We start from the raw sequence: 18009 nt of genomic DNA on the forward strand, positions 1-18009 counted from the left end.
GTCCCGGCAGGGGCAGCGGCGGAGGTGGCTGCGCCCTCAGGCCAGCTGTTTGGTCGGACCCACGCACAGGGCCCAGATGACGAAGGCGTCGATCACGATCAGGACGATCGCCCAGAACGGGTAGTGGGGCAGCCAGGCGAAGTTGGCGATCATGCTGAGCCCGGCGACGACGACGCCGACGGCCCTCGCCCACACCGCGCCGCCGAAGAGCGCCGTCCCGGCCAGGACGAGGACCACACCGAGGGCCAGGTGGATCCAGCCCCAGCCCGTGGTGCTCCACGAGAACGTGTAGTTCCGGGTGGCCACCACCAGGTCGTTGTTCACGATGGCGGCGATCCCCTCCAGGACCATCAGGATGCCGCCGATGAGCATCATGATCGCGGCGAAGGTGGTCCACCCGCCCGCGAAGGCCCGCTCCACCGTGAGGGGCCTGCGGCCTGCCCCTGTGGCACCGTCCGCCATGGTGTGGACTCCTTCCCGGGGCCAACCGTGTCACCCGTGGGGCGACCTGCTCGGAGACTCCGCTTCCAGGCTGCCACGCACCCACCGCATCCCGCGAGGGCAGGGGCCGGAGGACGGACGGGGCGCGGCCGCAGCGTCGTGCCCGCCGTGCCGTGCCGTGCCGCAGCGCAACGCCGTGCCGCGGCGGGGGCGGCGGCCTCAGAGTTCGCGGATCTCCTGTCTGGTCAGCGCGTACCCGAACGCGGCCAGCAGGCAGAGCCCGGTCGTCGCGAACACCCCCCGGCTGCCGAAGGCGTCCACCGCGGCGCCGGCCGCGACCACGGACAGCGGGAAGACTCCCAGCGCGCAGAAGGTGATGGCTCCCATGACCCGGGCCAGGAGCGCGGGCGGGGTGCTCTTCTGCACGCCGGTGACGACCAGGACGTTGGTCACCGTGCCGGCGCCGCCGGCCAGGCAGAGCAGCAGTGCGGCGCCGATGAGGCCGACGAACGGGACCAGGCCGATCGCCGCGCCCATCACCAGGCCGGAGAGCATCGCCGCGCGGCCCCGGGAGCGCAGTTCGGTGAGGCCGGCGGCGAACAGGCCGCCGAGCAGGGCGCCGCCGGTGAAGGCGGCCAGGAGCAGGCCCAGTCCGACGGCGCCGGCGGCGAAGCCCTGGGTGGCCAGGGCCGGCAGGGCGACCCGGGTGGCGCCGCCCACCGTCAGGTTGGCGATCACCGTCACGGTCAGGACCGCACGCAGCAGCGGTGATTCCCGGAGCAGGCCGCGGAAGTTCTTCGGCACGGCGGAGCGTTCGGAGACCGGGCCGGGCGGTGCGACGGGGCTGCCGCGGCCGATGAGCAGCAGCGTGCCGGTCGACACGGCGAAGGTCGCCGCGTCGACGGCCAGGGCGGCGGCCGGGTTCAGCCACGCCACGAGCGGGCCGGCCACCGCCGGGCCGAGCAGACCCGCGCCGAAGGTGACCGTGCTGTTCAGCGCGTTGCCCGCGTGCAGGTCATCAGTGGGCAGCAGCGACGGGGTGACGGCCCAGGCGGCCGGCAGGAAGACCCCTGCGCCGAGGCCGACCAGCAGGGCGAGCCCGCCGATCAGCCGGAAGTCCGCCACCCCGGCCGCGGCGACCGCGCACAGTCCGGCGGTGGCGAGCAGCCGGCCGAGATCGGCGGTCAGCATGATCCGCCGGGCGCCGTACCGGTCGGCGAGCATCCCGCCGAGCGGGGTGGCGGCCAGCCGGCCCGCGCCGTAGGCGGCGACCACCAGGCTCAACTGGCGGGCGCCTCCGGCGAGGGAGTAGACCAGCAGCGGCAGGGCGACCACCTGGAACGCGTTGCCGAACTCCGAGGTCCCCTGCCCGATCACCAGGAGCCGGAAGCCGCGCGAGCGCAGCGGTGCGACGCCGATCCGGGGGCGGAACCGCACCAGCGCTGCCGCCCGGCCCGCTCGTGCGCCGGCCGTTCCCGTGCTGCCCGTCGCGGTGCCGTCCGTGCCTGTGCCGTCCGTCGCTGCGCCGTCCGTCCCGGTGCCGCCTGTCCCCGTGCTGCTAGCCATCGAGCGAGACCGGCAGCGATTCCAGGCCGCGCAGCATGATCGTGTTGCGCCACGGCAGGGTCTCCTCCGCGGCGGCCAGTTCGATCCGCGCGAAGCGCTCCAGCAGGCCGGTGAGCGCGACCTCGCTCTCCAGCTTGCCGAGGAAGGAGCCGAGGCAGCGGTGCAGGCCCTGCCCGAAGGCGAGGTGGCCCGGATCGCCCCGGTCCAGGATCAGCCGGTCGGGTTCGGTGAAGCGGGCCGGGTCCCGGTTGGCGGCGCCGAGCGAGAGCAGCACCAGCTCGTCCGCCGGGATCTCCACGTCGTCGACCATCACGTCGGTGTTGGTGAACCGCAGGGTGGCCATGCTCACCGGGGACTCGTAGCGCAGGAATTCGTCGACCGCGACCGGCATCGCCGCCGGGTTGGCGCGCAGCCAGGCGAGCTGGTCGGGGTGGTGGAGCAGCGCCAGGGTGGCGGTGCCGAGCAGGTTGACGGTGGTCTCGTGACCGCCGATCAGCAGTAGGAAGACCATCGAGAACACCTCCTGCTCGGTGAGTTCGCCGGCGTCCCGGGCCTGTACCAGGTCGGTCAGGATGTCGGCCTTCGGTGACGTCTGCCGGGCTGTCATCAACTCCCTCAGGTAGTCGTTCAGTTCGGCGGTGGCCTGGGTGAAGGTCAGCTCGCCGCCCTGGGTGAGGATCGCGGTCGACCAGGTGCGGAAGGCCTGCATGTCCTCCGGGGGGAAGCCCAGCAGCTCACAGATGATCATGATCGGCAGCGGGAAGGCGAAGTCCGTCACCAGGTCGGCGCTCTCCCGCTCGCGCAGCCCGTCCAGCAGGCCGCCGGCGATGCGCTCGACCAGCGGACGCATCAGGTCGACCCGCCTGCGGGTGAAGACGCCCTGGATCAGCCGGCGCAGCCGGGTGTGGTCCGGCGGGTCGCTGTTGAGCATGTGGACCACCTCCGAACCGAGCGTGAGGCCAGCGCCCCGCCCGCTCGCGATGGCCTGGCTGCGCCGGACGTCCTGCCCGAAGCGCGGGTCCGTCAGCGCGGCCCGGACGTCCTGGTGACGCGTCACGAGGTAGACCGGCAGGCCCTCGCCGAACTCCACGACGGACACCGCGCCGGCCTCCCGGATCCGGGCGAGCGTGGGGTAGGGATCGCGGATGAAGGCGGACATCCGTGCGGCGGCGTCGTCGACCGCGGTGCTCATGGCTCTCTCCTCGGGCTCGAAACTCTCGCGGTTGCGCAGGTACGCGGCCACGCAGTCACACGGGTACGCCGTGATGCGGCCGCGCGGCTACACCGTCAGCGACGGGAAGGGCCAGCGGCGCACCCGCATGGGCAGGAACCAGGTGCGGCCGGCCTGTTCGGCGACCAGACCGGCCTCGGTGAAGTCCCGGTGGACGGCGTCCGGCAGCAGGCCCGGCTCGACGCCCTCGGCCAGGGCGTCCAGCTGTGCCAGGTGTCCCGGCTCGTCGATGGTGAACAGTTCCAGCGTCCCGAAGCGGCGGTCGCGCACCTCGACGAAGCCGGGGCCGCGCCGGAAGACGCACTTGCACGGGAAGTACGTGGCGCGCCAGTCGGTGAGGACGTCCTGCGGGGCGCCGGTCAACTGCTCCGGCGGGTAAAGGTGGTGGAATCGGCGCTGCGCCGCGCAGCCGTCCGTGCAGACCGCCTGCCAGAGCACGGCGAGCCCCTGCCCGGTCGCCTCGCGCAGCAGCATCAGCGCCCGCGCGGAGGCCGCTGTCGCGTCCGCGCAGAGCCGTACCGGCTCGGTCAGCCGCAGGCAGCGGACCCCGGCGCGGTGCAGGTCGGTGACCTCCGCCCGCGCCGGGCCGGCCAGGGTGCGGCGGCCGAGCGCGAAGCCCGGCACCTCCCGCGCGGCGGGGTCGTGGTCGAGCCACAGCTCGACCTCCGGGCCGGCCGCGTGCCAGGCGGCGGTGTCGGTCCGGTCAGCCGATCGTGACGGCATCGGGCACCTCCTCCGTGTCCGGGCGGGCGGCGGCGGGCGGCTCGTCGGTGCGCGGACGGGCGGCGGCGGGGCCGTGCCGGTGCTGCATCCGCATCAGCACCTGGTTGTCGGACTCGACGGCGACCTGAAGGAAGCTGTCCCCGTCGTGGAACAGCAGGCCCAGCGCGGTGAAGCGCGCCAGCACCGGCTCGACCGCCGCCGCGCCGCCGGGGACCTTGGCGGCCAGTGCGGCGGGCGAGCGCGGCTGGGCCAGCAGCCGGAAGACGGCGAGTTCCACCGGATCGGTCAGCTCGACCACCCGCCAGTCGTACCCGGGCCGGGTGTTGACGAGCACGACCCGTCCGTCCGCGTCCCGGTAACTGAGCCGGGCGTCCGGGAACCGCGCGAGCCAGGTGTCGACCGCCGCGCTCAGCCGCTCCGCGAGGCCGCCGCCGATGCCGCGCGGCGGTGCGGTGAACACGTAGGCCAGCTCGGCCAGTTCGCTCTCCGGAAGGCGGTAGGTCGCGCGGTACTGGAAGGCCGGCCGGGTGATCGCGAAGCCCAGCTCGGGGCGGTCGAAGTACGGGCTGAACCGCTCGATCGCGATCCGTCCCGCTCCGGTCGGCGGGTCCAGGTGGTGCAGCACGGGCAGTTGGCGGATCACCGACTCGTAGTCGGCCGGCTGTTCGCCCGGGAAGCCGTAGAGGTAGTTCCAGGTCACCGACACCCCGGCGCTCTGCGCGTCCCGCAGCGCGCGGACGTTCTGGCAGCCCGTCACCCCCTTGTCCATGATCCGCAGGACCCGGGTGCTCAGGCTCTCGATGCCGGGCTGCACCTGGGCCGCGCCCGAGTCGCCGAGGAGCTGGAACTGGTGGCGGCGCAGGTTGGCCTTGATCTCGAAGTGCAGCCGCAGATCGACCGGGAGTTCGGCCAGCGACTTGAGGACGGTGTCGAAGTAGCCCATGTCCAGGATGTTGTCGACCACGTAGACGTCCAGCAGCCGGTGGCGTTCGGCGAGTGCGAGCACCTCGGCGAGGAAGTCGGCGGGCGGCTTCGAACGGAACTCCATCGAGGAGCCGTTGAGCCCGCAGAACGTGCAGTGGTGCTTCTCGCCCCACCAGCAGCCCCGGGATCCTTCGACGACGAGCTTGGGATCGACCCAGCCGGCCGCGACGGAGGCGTCGAGCCGTTCGAAGAAGCCGTCGTAGCGGGGCGCCAGGATCGCCGCGGGCGGCAGCGGGCGTCTCGTCATCTCGTTGGCCTTCGACGTCCCGGAGGCGTCGCGCCAGCACAGCCCGGGGACGGCGGAGAGGTCGCCGCCCTCCAGGAGCGCCGGGAAGGCGGCCTCGCCCTCGCCGCGCACCACGTAGTCCAGGAAGGGGAAGTTGCGGTGCAGCGCGGCGCCCTGCGGGCCGTCGCAGTTCGCGCCGCCGAACACCGTGCGCACCTGCGGGCACCGTTGCTTGAGCAGTTTCGCGGCGGCGAGGCTCGCGGTGTTCTGCTGGAAGGTGGTGGTGAAGCCGACCAGGTCCGGTGGGTCGGCGGCGAGTTCCTCGACCAGCCGGGCGATGAACGCGGGGGCGATCGCGCGGGTGGCCCGGGTCAGCGCGATCTCCTGTTCGCTCGCGCCGTTGGTGGCCAGGTACTCGACGTAGCTCGCGAAGCCGGTGTCGGTGGCGGTGCCGGTGCCTGCGCTGTTGGTGTCGGCGTCGTCGTCGCCGTACAGTGTGCCGGCGAAGGCCCAGTCGCCCGCGCCCTGGAAGTAGGACTTCTCGGAGAAGTACTGGTAGTCGTCCACGCCGAAGCCCGCGTGCTCGGCCGCCCAGTCCACGAAGTCCAGGTTGGCGTACCGGACTTCGACCACGTGCCCGGCGCGCGCGGCGGCAGTGTGCAGGATCCCGAGCGCCAGCGACGGCACGTCGATCGCGCCCCAGGGCATGTGCAGCAGGACGATACGCATGGTGGCCACTTCTGTCGGGTCGCGGTCGGTCGGGTCGCGGTCGGTCGGTCGTCGTTCCGCGGGCGGTCGGCGGGGTGCCGCTCCGGGGTGCCGAGGGCGCCCCGGAGCGACGGTGGGTCACTTGCCCTTGGCTTCCGGCTTCGGCTTCGGCTGCCCCTTGAGGGCAGGCGCGACCGGTGCGGCCTTGGTGATGTCGAGCGCGAAGTTCTGGACCACGACGGCGCCCCGGTCACGCTCCGGGGTGCTGATCGGGTCGTTCTGAATGCTGCGTCGCTTCATGGCTGTTCACCTCCTTCCATCGGCTCGGCGGGTGCCTCGGGGCGATCGCCCCGAGGTGACCGGGGGAGCGGTGCGGGCCAGGCGTGTTCGGCGAACCGGACCATCGCGGCCAGCACCGATCGGTGGTCGGCGGTCCGGCGGCTGTAGTGGCCGCCGTCCACCCAGAGCAGTTCGTGCGGCACCGCGCGCCGGCGCAGGTCCTCGGCGTACCGGGCGACCTGGTCGGGCGGGCACCGCTCGTCGGTCCGCGACGCGACCAGCAGGACGGGCGAGCGGACCCGGTGCACGTACGAGCGCGGGTCGGCCGCCCGGTAGCGCTCGGGCACCTCGTCCGGGGTCCCGCCGAAGAGTTGCCGGTCGAGCTCGCGCAGTGCGGGGGTGGTGGCGCGGTAGGCGGCCGGGTAGTCCGCGATCGGCTGGGCGGCCATGCCGAGCGACCACAGCTCCGGCTGCGCGCCCATCGCCAGCAGGGTCAGGTAGCCGCCCCACGAGAATCCGCACAGGCCGGTGCGCTCCGCGAGCGCCGTCCCGTCGGCGACCAGTTCCGCGCGGACGGCGGCCAGGTCCTCGATCTGCGCCAGCCCGACCCGGTGGCCGTACTCGTGCTGCCAGCGGGCGCCGTAGCCGGTGGAGCCGCGGTAGTTGGTGCGCACCACCGCGTAGCCGCGGCCGACCAGGGCGTTCACCCGCGGGTCGTAGGAGTCCCGGTCGTGGGTGGCGGGGCCACCGTGGACCAGGAAGAGGGTCGGCCACGGGCCCCGGCCGGCCGGGGTGCTGACGAAGCTGTGGATCCGTCCGTACGGCCGCAGGGTCCAGCGCCGGCTGCGGGAGGTGTCGTCCTGGTCCGGGTCGAGGTGGTGCGCGTTCTCCGCGCCGGGGCGCAGGACCAGCGGCCGGGGCGGCGTCGACTCCCGGCTCCAGACGCAGTGCAGGGTGCCGTCCGGGGCGCAGGACAGGTCGTGGATCGTGCCGCCGGGGGTGCGGATCTCCCGGACGGGCGGAGCCTGTGCTGCCGGTCTCCGGTCCACGGGTCTTTGCGGTGCGCCCGGCTGCGGTGCTTCCTGCTGCGGTGCTTCCTGCTGTGGCGCTTCCTGCTGCGGCGCCGCCCGGCCCGGCCGCGGGCCGAGGTCGGCGACGAGCAGTCGGCTGCGCCCGGCCTGCTCGTGCTGGATCAGAACCCCGCGCGGCCCCCGGTACCAGCCGGCCGATATCTGCGAGTCGAACGACAGCCCCGGGCACCTGCGCAGCCCCGGGCCCGCCCGCCAGGTCGCGACGGTGTACCGCTCGTCCTCCTCGACCACCAGCAGCAGTTCCGGTTCGAGGAGCGCGAGCGGGTTGAACTCGATCGGCCAGAGCCGCAGGCGGCGGTCCCCGGCGAGTCGCAGCGGACGGTCGGCCGGGCTGTCCGTCCGGCCGCCCGCCCGGGGGGCCGCCTGAGCATCCGTCGGCCACAGGACCACGGCGTCGTCCCCGTCGGGCCGTCCGCCGAGGGCGAGCAGCCGACCGTCCGGCGACAGGTCGGCCAGGCCCAGGTACCCCGGCACCGAGCCGATCAGCCGGGCCTCGCCTGCGGGCGGTCCGACGTAGCAGTGCGAGGCGCCGTCGACACCGACGGCCACCGCCGCGAGCGCGCCCGTCCGGTCGAAGGCGAGGCCGTACGCCCGCCCGGGCGGCACGCCGTGCAGCGCCTCGCCGTCCGCCGTACCCGGGCCGTCTGCCGTACCCGGGCCGTTCGCCGTCCCCGACCTGTTCGGCGTACCCGAGCCGTCAGCTCCGCCCGAGTCGTCCGCCGCGTCGGCGAACGGCTCGCGCCGCCACCGCCCTTCCCCCGCACTGTCGGCGTCGAACCACCAGATGGCGTCGCCGTCCGGCTCGATCTCGCTCAGGTGGACGCCCTCCGGCCGGTCGGTGACCACCCGGCGCCGATCCGTGCTCAGGTCCCAGGCGACGGCCTGCCAGCGCTCGTCGACGAGCCGTGTCTCGACCGCGCGGTCGGCCGCCAGGGCGGCGAAGCCGGGGGACTGGAACGCCTGCGTCACGGACCCGGCCCTTCCGGCTCGATGGTGGGAACAGGCTGCGCTGAACGTTCCGAGGCCGGTGATCCGGCGTGAAGATCCGGTGAACCGACGTGAAGAAAAGGTCACTTGTGGAGGATCGCGGCCACTCTAGGGGGGTGCCGTGACGGCGAACAGACCTTTCGCACGGTTGGCCGAAAGATGGCCGACCCCGACGGACCGACCCGACGGATCGACCGCGACGGACCGACCCGACGGATCGACCGCGACCCCGGCGGCGCGGGTGCGCCCCTGAGGATGCGAGGGTGGGCCCCGTGAACGAAACGATCATGGCAGCCGCCCGCGAACGGGCCGCCGGACACCGGCGCCGCTTCGACCTGCGCTTCGAGGCCTACTTCGCCGCCCTGCCGGAGCGCCTCGACACGCCGCCGCTCAGCCGCTTCACCCCACGCTGCCTGGAACTGCTGCGGGACCTCTCGCTGCGCGGCGGCAAGCGGCTGCGGGTCGCCCTGCTGTACGAGGCCGCCCGGCTGGTCACCACCGACCCGGTGCCCGGCCTGGCGGAGGCCGCGCTGAGCATCGAACTGCTCCAGACGCACGGGCTCGTCCACGACGACATCATCGACGACGCGCCCGTACGCCGCGGCGGGCCCTCCACCTACTACGCCTACCGCCGGGAGTTCCCCGAGGCGGACCGCACCGCGCTCGGCCTGGCCGTCCTGGCCGGGGACCTCGCCGCCTTCCTCTCGATGCGGGTGCTGCTGGACGCGGACGTCCCCGCGGAACTGCGCCAGGCGATGCTGGAGGTACAGCTGAACGCCGGCGCCGAGACGGTCGCCGGCCAGATCGTCGACCTCGAACGCGACTTCCGGCCGCTCCCGGACGAGGAGTTCCTGCACACCGTCTGCGAGTACAAGTCCACCCGGTACTCCGTGCTCGCCCCGCTCCGGCTGGGGCTGCTGGCCGCCGGCGAGGACGTGGCCCGGCACGACGCACGGCTGCGCCGGTACGCGACCCTGGTCGGCATCGGCGGTCAGCTGCGTGACGACTACCTCGACCTGTTCGGCGACGAGGACGCCACCGGCAAGTCCACCGGCGCCGACCTGCGCGCGGGACGCCGCAGCTACGCCGTCAGCGCCCTGCTCGCCGGCGCGGACGAGGGGCAGCGGGCCGTGGTGGAGTCCGCGCTCGGCGACCCGCACTGCCCGGACGACACGGTCGAGCAGGTCCGCGAGCTGGCCCGGCTGCTGGGCGTGGACGGGAAGCTCCGCTCCGAGATGCGCCGCTGCGCCGATGGTGCCCGGGCCGAGGCCGAGGGCTGGCGCCCGCACTGGCGCCAGGACGCGGTGGCGTTCTTCGAGGGCCTGCCGCTGTCGAACGTGATCGCGGGCGGGTGACCGGGCGGCAGGGTGAATGGGCGGCAGGGCGGCAGGGCGGCAGGGCGGCGCGGGTCCGGCGGGCCGGACGACACCCGGGAGCGTCCGAGGGCACCGGAGAACACCGGAGGACACCGGTGAACACCGGAGAGTGGGGGCACCGATCGCGACACCACCTCCATGACCTGGAACCGGCTCCACCTGGCCCGCATACTCAAGGACGCCGACGGCATTCCGGCCCACGGGAGCCGGCGCCCGGAGCGGCACGTCGGCGGCCGCTCCGACGTCGAGAGCCCCGCGGCACACCGCCGGCCCCGATCCCGGCTGCTCACAGGAGGTTCCTCGGTGTCACCCCGTCCGCGGTCCACCGGGTCCACCGGGTCCATCGGGTCCACCGGGTCCGACGGTCGACGTCGGCCGGCAGAAGGCAGGTCGACGTGATCCGCGGGGTCCACCTGGAGGCGCAGTGGCGCCGCGAGGCGCTACGGACGAACCTGTGGGTCGTGCCGATCCTGGAGGTCGTGCTCGCCGCGCTGCTGTTCGCCGTCACCTGGTCCCTGGACCGGGCCGCCTACCGGGGGGACCTCACCCTGCCGTCCTGGGTGATCAGCGGCACCGCCGACGCCGCCCGGCAGACGCTCGCCGCCATCGCGGCGGCCCTGATCACCGTCGTGGGCGTGGTGTTCTCGATCATGATCGTGACGCTGACCCTGGCCTCCACCCAGTTCGGCCCGCGCATGCTGCGGACCTTCATCCGGGACCGCACCACCCAGCTGACCCTGGGCACCTTCGTCGGCACGTTCGTGTACACGATGCTGTCGCTGGTCGTCATCGGGCCCGCCTCGCACGGCGACCTCGTGCCCCATCTGTCCATCACCGTCTGCATGGTGCTGGTGATGGCCGACCTGGCCGTGCTGATCTACTTCATCCACCACATCGCCACGTCCATCCAGCTGCCCAGGGTCATCGCCAGCATCGCGGCGGAGCTCTCGGCGGCGATCCAGGCGGACGCGGGCGAACCGGCACGGGCCGGCGGGGCCGTCGCCGGGCTGTCCGCGGCCGAACTGCACGCCCGGCTCGACACCGCGGGCGCGGCCGTCCCGGCGCCGGCCAGTGGCTACCTGCAGTTCGTCCGACACCGCACGCTCGTCCGGATGGCGACGGAGCTCGACGCCGTCATCCGGCTGGACCACCGGCCCGGGCACTTCCTGGTGCGGGGGCATCAGCTCGCCACGGTCTGGCCCGCCGAGGCGGCGCCCGAGGTGGCCCGGAGCTTCGCCCGCGCCCACATCACCGGCTCGACCCGGACGCTCGCCCAGGACGTCGCCTTCGCCGTCGACCAGTTGGTGGAGATCGCCATCCGGGCGCTCTCCACTGCCGTCAACGACACCTTCACCGCCCTGACCTGCATCGACTGGCTCGGCGAGGGCCTGTGCCGGGTCGCCGCCCACTGGCACCCGAATCCGGTCCACCGGGACGGGACCGGACACATCCGGGTGATGACCGCCCCCGTGAGCTACGAACGGCTGGTCGAGCGCGCCTTCGAGAAGATCCGTCAGGCCGCCCACGGCATGCCGGCCGTCCTGATCCGCCAGCTCGACGCCCTCGCGGAGATCATGTCCGAGACGACGACGGAGCAGCAGAGCCGGGTGCTCCTCGACCAGGCCGAGATGATCGAACGCCTCAGCCACGCGTCGGTGACCGAACAGGCCGACCGCGCCGACGTCCACCGCCGCTACCTGAACCTCCTCGCCGTGCACGCAGGCCTCGCCGGGCGGGACTGACGGCGCCGGGCGGGACTGGCGGCGCCGGGGGCGGACCGGACGGCCGCCCCGCTCAGGTGCACCAGAACAGCAGGCGGGTACAGCTCGGCGTGGCGGTCGGGGAGGTCGGGTGCGGGCTGACGGACGGCTGCGGCGCGGGACCGGTGTTCGGTCCGGTCGTGCTCGGGGCGGGGTTCGTGGGCGGGTCCGCCGGCGGCCGGGAGACGGCCGACGAGGACGGGCCCGAGGCGGACGCCGAGGCCGAGGCCGTGCCGCCGGACGGCTTGGACCGGGTGGCGGTGGCCGACGCCTGCGGCCGGGCCGTGGCCGCGCTCGTGACGGCGATCGGGACCGGTGAGGCCGGGGCGCCGGGGGTCGACGCGGCTTCCTGCGAGGGGGATGCGGGGCCCGTGGCGGCCGGGGCCACCGCGCCGTCCGAATGGCCGCCGGCCAGCAGGACGGTGGCCAGCCCGCAGACCACCACGCCGGCCGCCGACACGGCCAGGGCCGTGCCCTTGGGCCGGCTGCTCCGACGGCGGGCCGAGCGGCCCGCGGACCGTCCCGCCGAGCGGCGCGGTGGGGAAGCGGACGCGGTGGACGGGGTCTCGTCCGGTCGTCCGGGTCGGGGGCCCGCCGGCTCCCCGACCGCCGCCCCGAGCGCTGACTCCCCGAGCGCCGGCTCCCCACCGGAGGGACCGGCGGTCCGGCCGCAGCCGGGGCAGGAGAGCGCGCCGTTGAGATGGCGTTGGCAGGGCGTGCAGTAAGTCATGGGATCTTTTCCGTAGGTGCGGCCTGACCGGGATCCCGGCGGTGACTGCCACGCCGCCCGCAGTCCGGGCCGGATCGGATGCGAGCGTACGCAGACCGGACGGGGTTGCGACACCCGGCCGGAGCGAGGCTTCTGCGCGGGTCGGGTGTCGTTCGTGTGAGGGCGTGTGAGGGTGCGTGGAGGCGCGTGATGCCTGGTGAGGACGCTGCCGGGCGCTCGACGGCGGTCGGGGACGCATGCGGGAAACCGGCGGCGCGGGGTGGATGATGACGTCGGGGGCCGGTCCGGCCCCGCCTGCCCGGGAGCGGAGGCGACCGGGGAACCGGGCCGCACGGGCGGGCGTTGCTGGCTGAGGACACCCGGGTGCGGCGGCCGGCAGGCGCGCCGCGGGGTGTCCGATCCGAACAGGGAAAGGAATGGCACATGCACGTCACCCTCGCCGAGGAGCTGATGCTGCTCTCGCTGGACGACGAGTCCGGTGTGGCGAAGGACAGTTCGAGCGCCGGATGGGCGGTGGCGGGAGGCTTCCTCGCCGACCTCGCGCTGGCCGGCCGCATCGCGCTCGACGAAGGCCGGCTCAGCGTCACCGACCCCACCCCGACCGGCGAACCGCTGCTCGACGAGCGCCTGGCGCGGCTCGCCGAGTGGATCGGGCGCAAGGGTCCCGGCAAGGCGAAGGCGGCGGACTGGCTGACCAAGGACCACCCGACGGCGGTCCGGGCCACCGTGCAACGGCTGTGCGAGCGCGGCCTGGTCGTCGAGGAGCGCCACAAGGTCCTCGGTCTCTTCCCGGTCCGGCGCTACCCGGAGGCGGACGGCTCCGTCGAGCGTGAACTGCGCGGGCGGCTGACCGCCGTGATCCGGCATCACGAGGCGCCCGATGTCCGCACCGCGACCCTGATAGCCCTTCTGCACGCCGCCCGGCTGCACGGCCTGGCCTTCTCCGACCTCCCCCGGGCACGGGTGGAGCTGCGCTTCGCGGAGATCGCTGCGGGCGACTGGGCGGGCGACTCCGTCGGCCAGGCGATCCGCAACATGCGCATCGCCATCGCGGCCATCACGGCCGTCACCGTCGCCACGGCCGCCACGGCGGCCGTCAGCTGACGGGCGGACGGCCGGACACGGTGTCCTGCGGCTCCTTCCCCGGGAGCCGCGGGACGCGGGTGGATGCGCTCGCCGCGTGGGCGTGAGACGGGATCAGCCGGCCCCGTGGGGCGGGATCCTGTCGTGACGACGGGCGGGACCGGTTCGTGACGGCGAGTCGGCGGCGCGACGGGCTCCGGCGCGGGCCGCCTACCGGGTGGGCGGGAGGCTCGGGCGGTGCTGGAGGTCGACCGGGTTCTCGCCGTTCGCCGGGGGAGGGGTGGCCGTCCGGCCGACCGGGGGCGTCGGCGAGGCCGGCGATGCCGGCGGCGTCGGCGTTGTGGGCGGCCGGGGCCCGGCGGGCGGAGTGCCGGCCGGCACGGTGCCGGTCGGGGGCGGTGCGGGAACGGGCACTGCCGTGGCGGCTCCGGTGGTGGGCGCGAGGCCGGGTGCCGGGCCGGGTGCGTCGGCTGGTTCCGTGGCCGTGCCGGGGGAGGCGGGGGCCGCGGGCGGCGCGGGTGGCGGCCCACCGCCGGACGTGCAGGCTCCGGTGGCGAGGACCAAGAGCAGAGCGGCGGCCGGGACGGCCGTGGGTCGTCTCATGGTGGTCGCCTCCGTTGTCGCTGTGTCGCGGTGCCCGCCCTTGGACGGCGGTGGCGGAGGAATGGTTCCGGAGGCCGCGCCCGTGGTGGGCGGACCGCGCCCGCAGACGCCGGTCGGGCGCCGGTGACTTCGGGGTGACCAGCGGTGCTCCGGCCCCGGAGCCGCTGGTCGATCGGCGTGCTCGGGGCGGCGTGCTCGGAGTGGCGCGCGCAGCACCGCACGACGGAGCTCCCGGCCGTCGACCGGGAGCTCCGTCACTGCGCGTTCCGCGGGTGCCTCGTCCGGTCCCGCTCCGCCTCGGCGCGGAGGCGGAGCGGGGTGGGCCGGTTCCGGCGGGCGGGGGGATCAGCAGGGGAAGGTGCCGCTGTACAGTGAGTGCCCGGAGGAGGAGCTGCCGGAGCCGAAGCCGTAGATGCCGTCGTCGCTCCAGACCGCCTCGCGGAAGCCGTTGACGCAGGTCGAGGTCGGCGCGAGCGCGAAGCCCTCCAGGTTGTCGATCGGCATGACGGCCGGGTTCGTGTAGGTCACGTCCGGAACGATCGCGCCGGTGGCGTCGATCTTCATCAGGGTGTGCGTCTCGCCGCAGGTGTTGTCGCAGGTCGCGATGATGCGCTGGGTTCCGGCGTCGAAGGTCACGTCCATCACGGAGGCCTTGCCGGTCGCGATGGCGCCGAACGTGGTGAACGTGCCGTCGGAGTTGAGGCCGTAGACGTGCAGCGTGCCGTCCCACTCCAGGCCGGCGGCGTACAGGCCGGATCCGTGCAGCGGGTAGTTCGCCGGGTCGTAGGCGGCGTGGGTCAGCGGGTCGACCCAGCCGTTGGCGGTCAGCCAGCTGTCCGGCACGTAGCCGACGCCCTCGAAGCCCAGGTTGGCGTCGTCCTTGCTGCCGGTGTCGAGCTGGGGGAACTGCGAGGTCATGTCCCACTGGCGGACGGGCGTGAGCGTCGATCCGGTCGCGGTCGGGTCGAACTCCATGATCGTGTCCTTGGGGACCGTGTTGTCGGAGTTGTCGCGCTCGGAGGTCACGTAGACGTGGCCGTTGCCGCCGACCGTCAGGCCCTCGGAGTCCGGCTGGCCGGTGCCCCCGGCGAAGCGGATCTGCTTGCCGGTCGCGCTCCAGGACGGGTCCGGGATCCACTTGCCGTTGCTCTTGACCAGCTTGTACAGCCAGTTCTTGTTCTTGGCCGCCCAGAGCACCGACGGGTTCGCCGGGTCGAACGCGAGGCCGCTCAGGTCACGGCCCTCGGGGCCGGTGGACGTGGTGAACGCGCAGACGTTGTCGGCGATGGTGACGTCCAGCCCGCCCGGCCAGGCCAGCGTGCCCGCCGGGGTGGAACCCGTGCCGGAGGGCGCCTCCGGGGTGCAGCCGCTGGTGAGGGCGCCACCGCCGCCGAGCAGCCGTCCGGTCTGGCCGCCGCCCCCGCCACCGCCGCCCGTGCAGGAGTTCGCGCTGCCGAGCGTGGCGGTGGTGGAGGTCCGGAACCAGCCGGTGCCGTTGGCGCAGCGCTCGGTGGACGGCTTGGCGCCGCCGGTCGCCCAGGTCACCGAGTCGACGGTGGTGCCGTTGGCGTCGAGGAGGAAGAGCGAGTCGTTGTCCCCCAGCCCCAGCGAGGAGTTGAAGGTGACGTAGCCGCCCGCGGGGATGCTGGTCGCGCTCGGCGAGGAGGAGGAGATCGGGACCGGGGAGTGGCTGGTGTCGTTGTCGACGTACTTCCACGAGCCGATGCCGACCGCACTCGTGCCGCCGTTGTACAGCTCCACGGTGTCCGCGCCGTCCGAGGTGACCTCGTTGATCCGCACCCGGCTCGCCGCCGGGGTCGACGACGGGCAGCCCGGGGCGTTCGCGGCGCCGAACGTGGTCGCTGCGGTCGTGGTCACCCACGCGCCGGTGCCGTCGCCGCCGCAGCGCGCCATCGCGGGCTTCGCGCCGCCGGTGGCCCAGTCGACGCGGTCGACCACGGTGCCGTCGGCGGTGTAGATCACCAGTTTGTCCGAGTCGCCCAGTCCCTTGGGCGAGTTGAAGGTGACGAAGCCGCCGGCCGGGATGCTGCCGGCGGACGGGCTGAAGGACTGCGGCGAGAAGCCGTCGTCCGACATCTTCCAGCCGCTGATGCTCACCGCGGTCGAGCCGGTGTTGTACAGCTCCACCGTGTCGCTGTTCGCCGAGGTGACCTCGTTGATCCGGACGTTCTGGTAGCCGGCCGGGTCGGCGGCGGCCGCGGGCTGCGCGCCGAGCAGTCCGGTGACGACCAGACCCGAGAACGTCAAAGCCGCGGCGCAGACGGAGGCGACGCCGGTACGAGAGTGTGAGGTAGGCACGAGGCCGAACTCTGCTGACACAAGCTTGAAACGGCGTGTACTCCGGCTGAATGCCGTCTGCTGGACACCGGAACGCCAGGCACGTGCCGGTACCACGCGTTGCACCGGTCCCACCCGTCGCACCGGGTGCCGGCCGGACCGCGGACCGGACCCCTGGCCGCGGGCCCGTCCGGGAGGCCTCCTACCATTCGAGTCGCATTCATTCGACGGACGCCGCCGCCCGCGCGGCCGGCTGCCCGCCGTCCGACGCCCGACAGGACACGACGACGCTCCCCGCGTGCCGCGGGGGGAGTCGTGCATCGAGGAGGAACGCCCATGCAAGCCCGGAAGATCGGCGCGGCCGCCGCAACAGCGGTGGCGCTCCTGGCTGCCCGCGACCTCGTGCAGAAGAAGCACGCGCTGCTGCGGAACTTCCCGGTGATCGGGCACGCCCGGTACCTGCTGGAGACGATCGGTCCGGAGCTGCGGCAGTACATCGTGACCTCCAACGAGGAGGAGCGCCCGTTCAGCCGGGACCAGCGCACCTGGATCTACGCGTCGGCGAAGGAGGAGAACAACTACTTCGGCTTCGGCACCGAGGTGGACGTCGAGCACGTCCAGGGGCACGCCTACCTGAAGCAGCGCACGTTCGCCGACGCCCTGCCCGACCTCCACGACCCGCAGGCCCCGCTGCCCTCGGCCAAGGTGCTCGGCGGGCCGCGCGGGCGCGCCGGGGCCTTCCGGCCGGCGAGCGTGGTGAACGTCTCGGCGATGAGCTTCGGCTCGCTCTCCGGCGCGGCCATCTCGGCGCTCAACGAGGGGGCGGCGCTGGCGGGCACGATGCACAACACGGGTGAGGGCGGTCTCTCGCCCTACCACCGCAAGGGTGGTGACCTCGTCCTGCAGCTCGGTACGGCGTACTTCGGCTGCCGCAACGAGGATGGCAGCTTCAACCTCGACAAGCTCAAGGACGTGGTCGCCGGGGCCCCGGTCAAGGCGATCGAGATCAAGCTCTCCCAGGGCGCCAAGCCGGGGCTGGGCGGCATGCTGCCGGGCGCGAAGGTGACCCCGGAGATCGCCGGGATCCGCGGCATCCCGGTCGGTCGGGACTGCGCCTCCCCGTCGCGGCACACCGCGTTCTCCGACGTCGACTCGATGCTCGACTTCGTCGAACTGCTCGCCACCGAGACCGGTCTGCCGGTCGGGGTGAAGAGCGCGGTGGGGGAGACGGGCTTCTGGCAGGAGCTGGCCACGCTGATGGCGCGGGGTGACCGCGGGGTCGACTTCGTGACGGTCGACGGCGGCGAGGGCGGTACCGGGGCGGCGCCGCGGATGTTCGCCGACTCGGTGTCGCTGCCGTTCCGGATGGGCTTCTCCCGGGTCTACGGCACCTTCGCCGAGCTGGGACTGACGGACGACCTGACCTTCATCGGCTCCGGCAAGCTCGGCCTGCCGGAGAACGCCGCGGTCGCCTTCGCGCTGGGGGTCGACATGATCAACGTGGCCCGGGAGGCGATGCTGTCGATCGGCTGCATCCAGGCGCAGAAGTGCCACACCGACAAGTGCCCCACCGGCATAGCGACGCAGAACCCGTGGCTGGCCCGCGGCCTCGACCCGACCTCGAAGGCCACCCGTGCCGCCTCCTACCTGCGCACCCTGCGCAGGGAGCTGATGAAGGTCTCGTCGGCCGTCGGCGTCGCCCACCCCGCGCTCATCACCGCCGACGACATCGAGATCATGAACGGTGACTACGAGGCCCGTTCCCTGGCGGGCGTCTACGGCTACAAGGAGGGCTGGGGCGAGCTCGGCCCGCGGCTCGCCGCGGAGATCACGGCGCTCGTCGCGGCCGCGCCGGCCCCGGCGGGGAAGCCGGCCGTCTGACGCGCGACCAGTGGTGGGACCGGGGCGGGGCGTGCGTTACGG

At 73.7% G+C, this 18009-nt stretch carries 13 protein-coding genes; 4 read left to right on the forward strand and 9 right to left on the reverse strand.

The genetic code is table 11. The features are described 5' to 3' along the window. Positions 1-36: 36 nt before the first annotated feature. The 7 genes from ACFV04_RS38625 to ACFV04_RS38655 all read right to left on the reverse strand — a co-directional run bounded on the left by ACFV04_RS38625 (position 37) and on the right by ACFV04_RS38655 (position 8218). Complete coding sequence (locus ACFV04_RS38625) at positions 37-462, reverse strand: hypothetical protein (protein WP_380335653.1); 426 nt, start codon at positions 460-462, stop codon at positions 37-39. 198 nt (positions 463-660) lie between these two features. Then, a complete protein-coding gene (locus ACFV04_RS38630; RefSeq protein WP_380535682.1) occupies positions 661-2007 on the reverse strand; it encodes an MFS transporter in 1347 nt (448 codons plus the stop codon). After that, positions 2000-3199: a cytochrome P450 gene (locus ACFV04_RS38635; RefSeq protein WP_380535684.1), complete on the reverse strand. Its 1200-nt coding sequence runs from the start codon at positions 3197-3199 to the stop codon at positions 2000-2002. The genes ACFV04_RS38630 and ACFV04_RS38635 overlap by 8 nt, the downstream gene beginning before the upstream one ends. Positions 3200-3286: 87 nt before the next feature. Beyond that, positions 3287-3961 carry a DUF5825 family protein gene (locus tag ACFV04_RS38640; protein ID WP_380535686.1) on the reverse strand — a complete coding sequence of 225 codons (675 nt, stop codon included), beginning with the start codon at positions 3959-3961 and terminating at the stop codon, positions 3287-3289. Next, a complete protein-coding gene (locus ACFV04_RS38645) occupies positions 3942-5900 on the reverse strand; it encodes a RiPP maturation radical SAM C-methyltransferase (RefSeq protein ID WP_380535688.1) in 1959 nt (652 codons plus the stop codon). Before ACFV04_RS38645 ends, ACFV04_RS38640 begins: the two co-directional genes overlap by 20 nt. A gap of 117 nt (positions 5901-6017) precedes the next feature. Continuing rightward, positions 6018-6179: a hypothetical protein gene (locus ACFV04_RS38650; protein WP_360267534.1), complete on the reverse strand. Its 162-nt coding sequence runs from the start codon at positions 6177-6179 to the stop codon at positions 6018-6020. Continuing rightward, positions 6176-8218, reverse strand: coding sequence for a prolyl oligopeptidase family serine peptidase (locus tag ACFV04_RS38655; RefSeq protein WP_380535690.1), 2043 nt, complete (start codon positions 8216-8218; stop codon positions 6176-6178). The genes ACFV04_RS38650 and ACFV04_RS38655 overlap by 4 nt, the downstream gene beginning before the upstream one ends. Before the next feature lie 305 nt (positions 8219-8523). On the opposite strand from ACFV04_RS38655, the gene ACFV04_RS38660 reads away from it, so the two are divergent. Together ACFV04_RS38660 and ACFV04_RS38665 are read left to right on the forward strand one after the other, a co-directional pair. Beyond that, positions 8524-9591 (forward strand): polyprenyl synthetase family protein, encoded by a 1068-nt coding sequence (locus ACFV04_RS38660; RefSeq protein WP_380535696.1) that lies wholly within the window; start codon positions 8524-8526, stop codon positions 9589-9591. A 416-nt stretch (positions 9592-10007) separates the two neighbouring features. Next, positions 10008-11354 (forward strand): DUF2254 domain-containing protein, encoded by a 1347-nt coding sequence (locus ACFV04_RS38665; protein WP_380335642.1) that lies wholly within the window; start codon positions 10008-10010, stop codon positions 11352-11354. 52 nt (positions 11355-11406) lie between these two features. Here ACFV04_RS38665 and ACFV04_RS38670 read toward each other — a convergent pair whose 3' ends face one another. Beyond that, positions 11407-11832: a hypothetical protein gene (locus tag ACFV04_RS38670; protein WP_380335639.1), complete on the reverse strand. Its 426-nt coding sequence runs from the start codon at positions 11830-11832 to the stop codon at positions 11407-11409. A gap of 693 nt (positions 11833-12525) precedes the next feature. Here ACFV04_RS38670 and ACFV04_RS38675 point away from each other — a divergent pair. Continuing rightward, complete coding sequence (locus tag ACFV04_RS38675) at positions 12526-13206, forward strand: GPP34 family phosphoprotein (RefSeq protein WP_380335636.1); 681 nt, start codon at positions 12526-12528, stop codon at positions 13204-13206. A 927-nt stretch (positions 13207-14133) separates the two neighbouring features. Here ACFV04_RS38675 and ACFV04_RS38680 read toward each other — a convergent pair. Beyond that, positions 14134-16107 carry a lamin tail domain-containing protein gene (locus ACFV04_RS38680; protein ID WP_380535692.1) on the reverse strand — a complete coding sequence of 658 codons (1974 nt, stop codon included), beginning with the start codon at positions 16105-16107 and terminating at the stop codon, positions 14134-14136. A 315-nt stretch (positions 16108-16422) separates the two neighbouring features. On the opposite strand from ACFV04_RS38680, the gene ACFV04_RS38685 reads away from it, so the two are divergent. After that, complete coding sequence (locus ACFV04_RS38685; protein WP_380535694.1) at positions 16423-17967, forward strand: FMN-binding glutamate synthase family protein; 1545 nt, start codon at positions 16423-16425, stop codon at positions 17965-17967. Positions 17968-18009 lie beyond the last annotated feature (42 nt).

This window comes from Kitasatospora sp. NPDC059599 (assembly GCF_042735125.1).
Lineage (GTDB): Bacteria > Actinomycetota > Actinomycetes > Streptomycetales > Streptomycetaceae > Kitasatospora.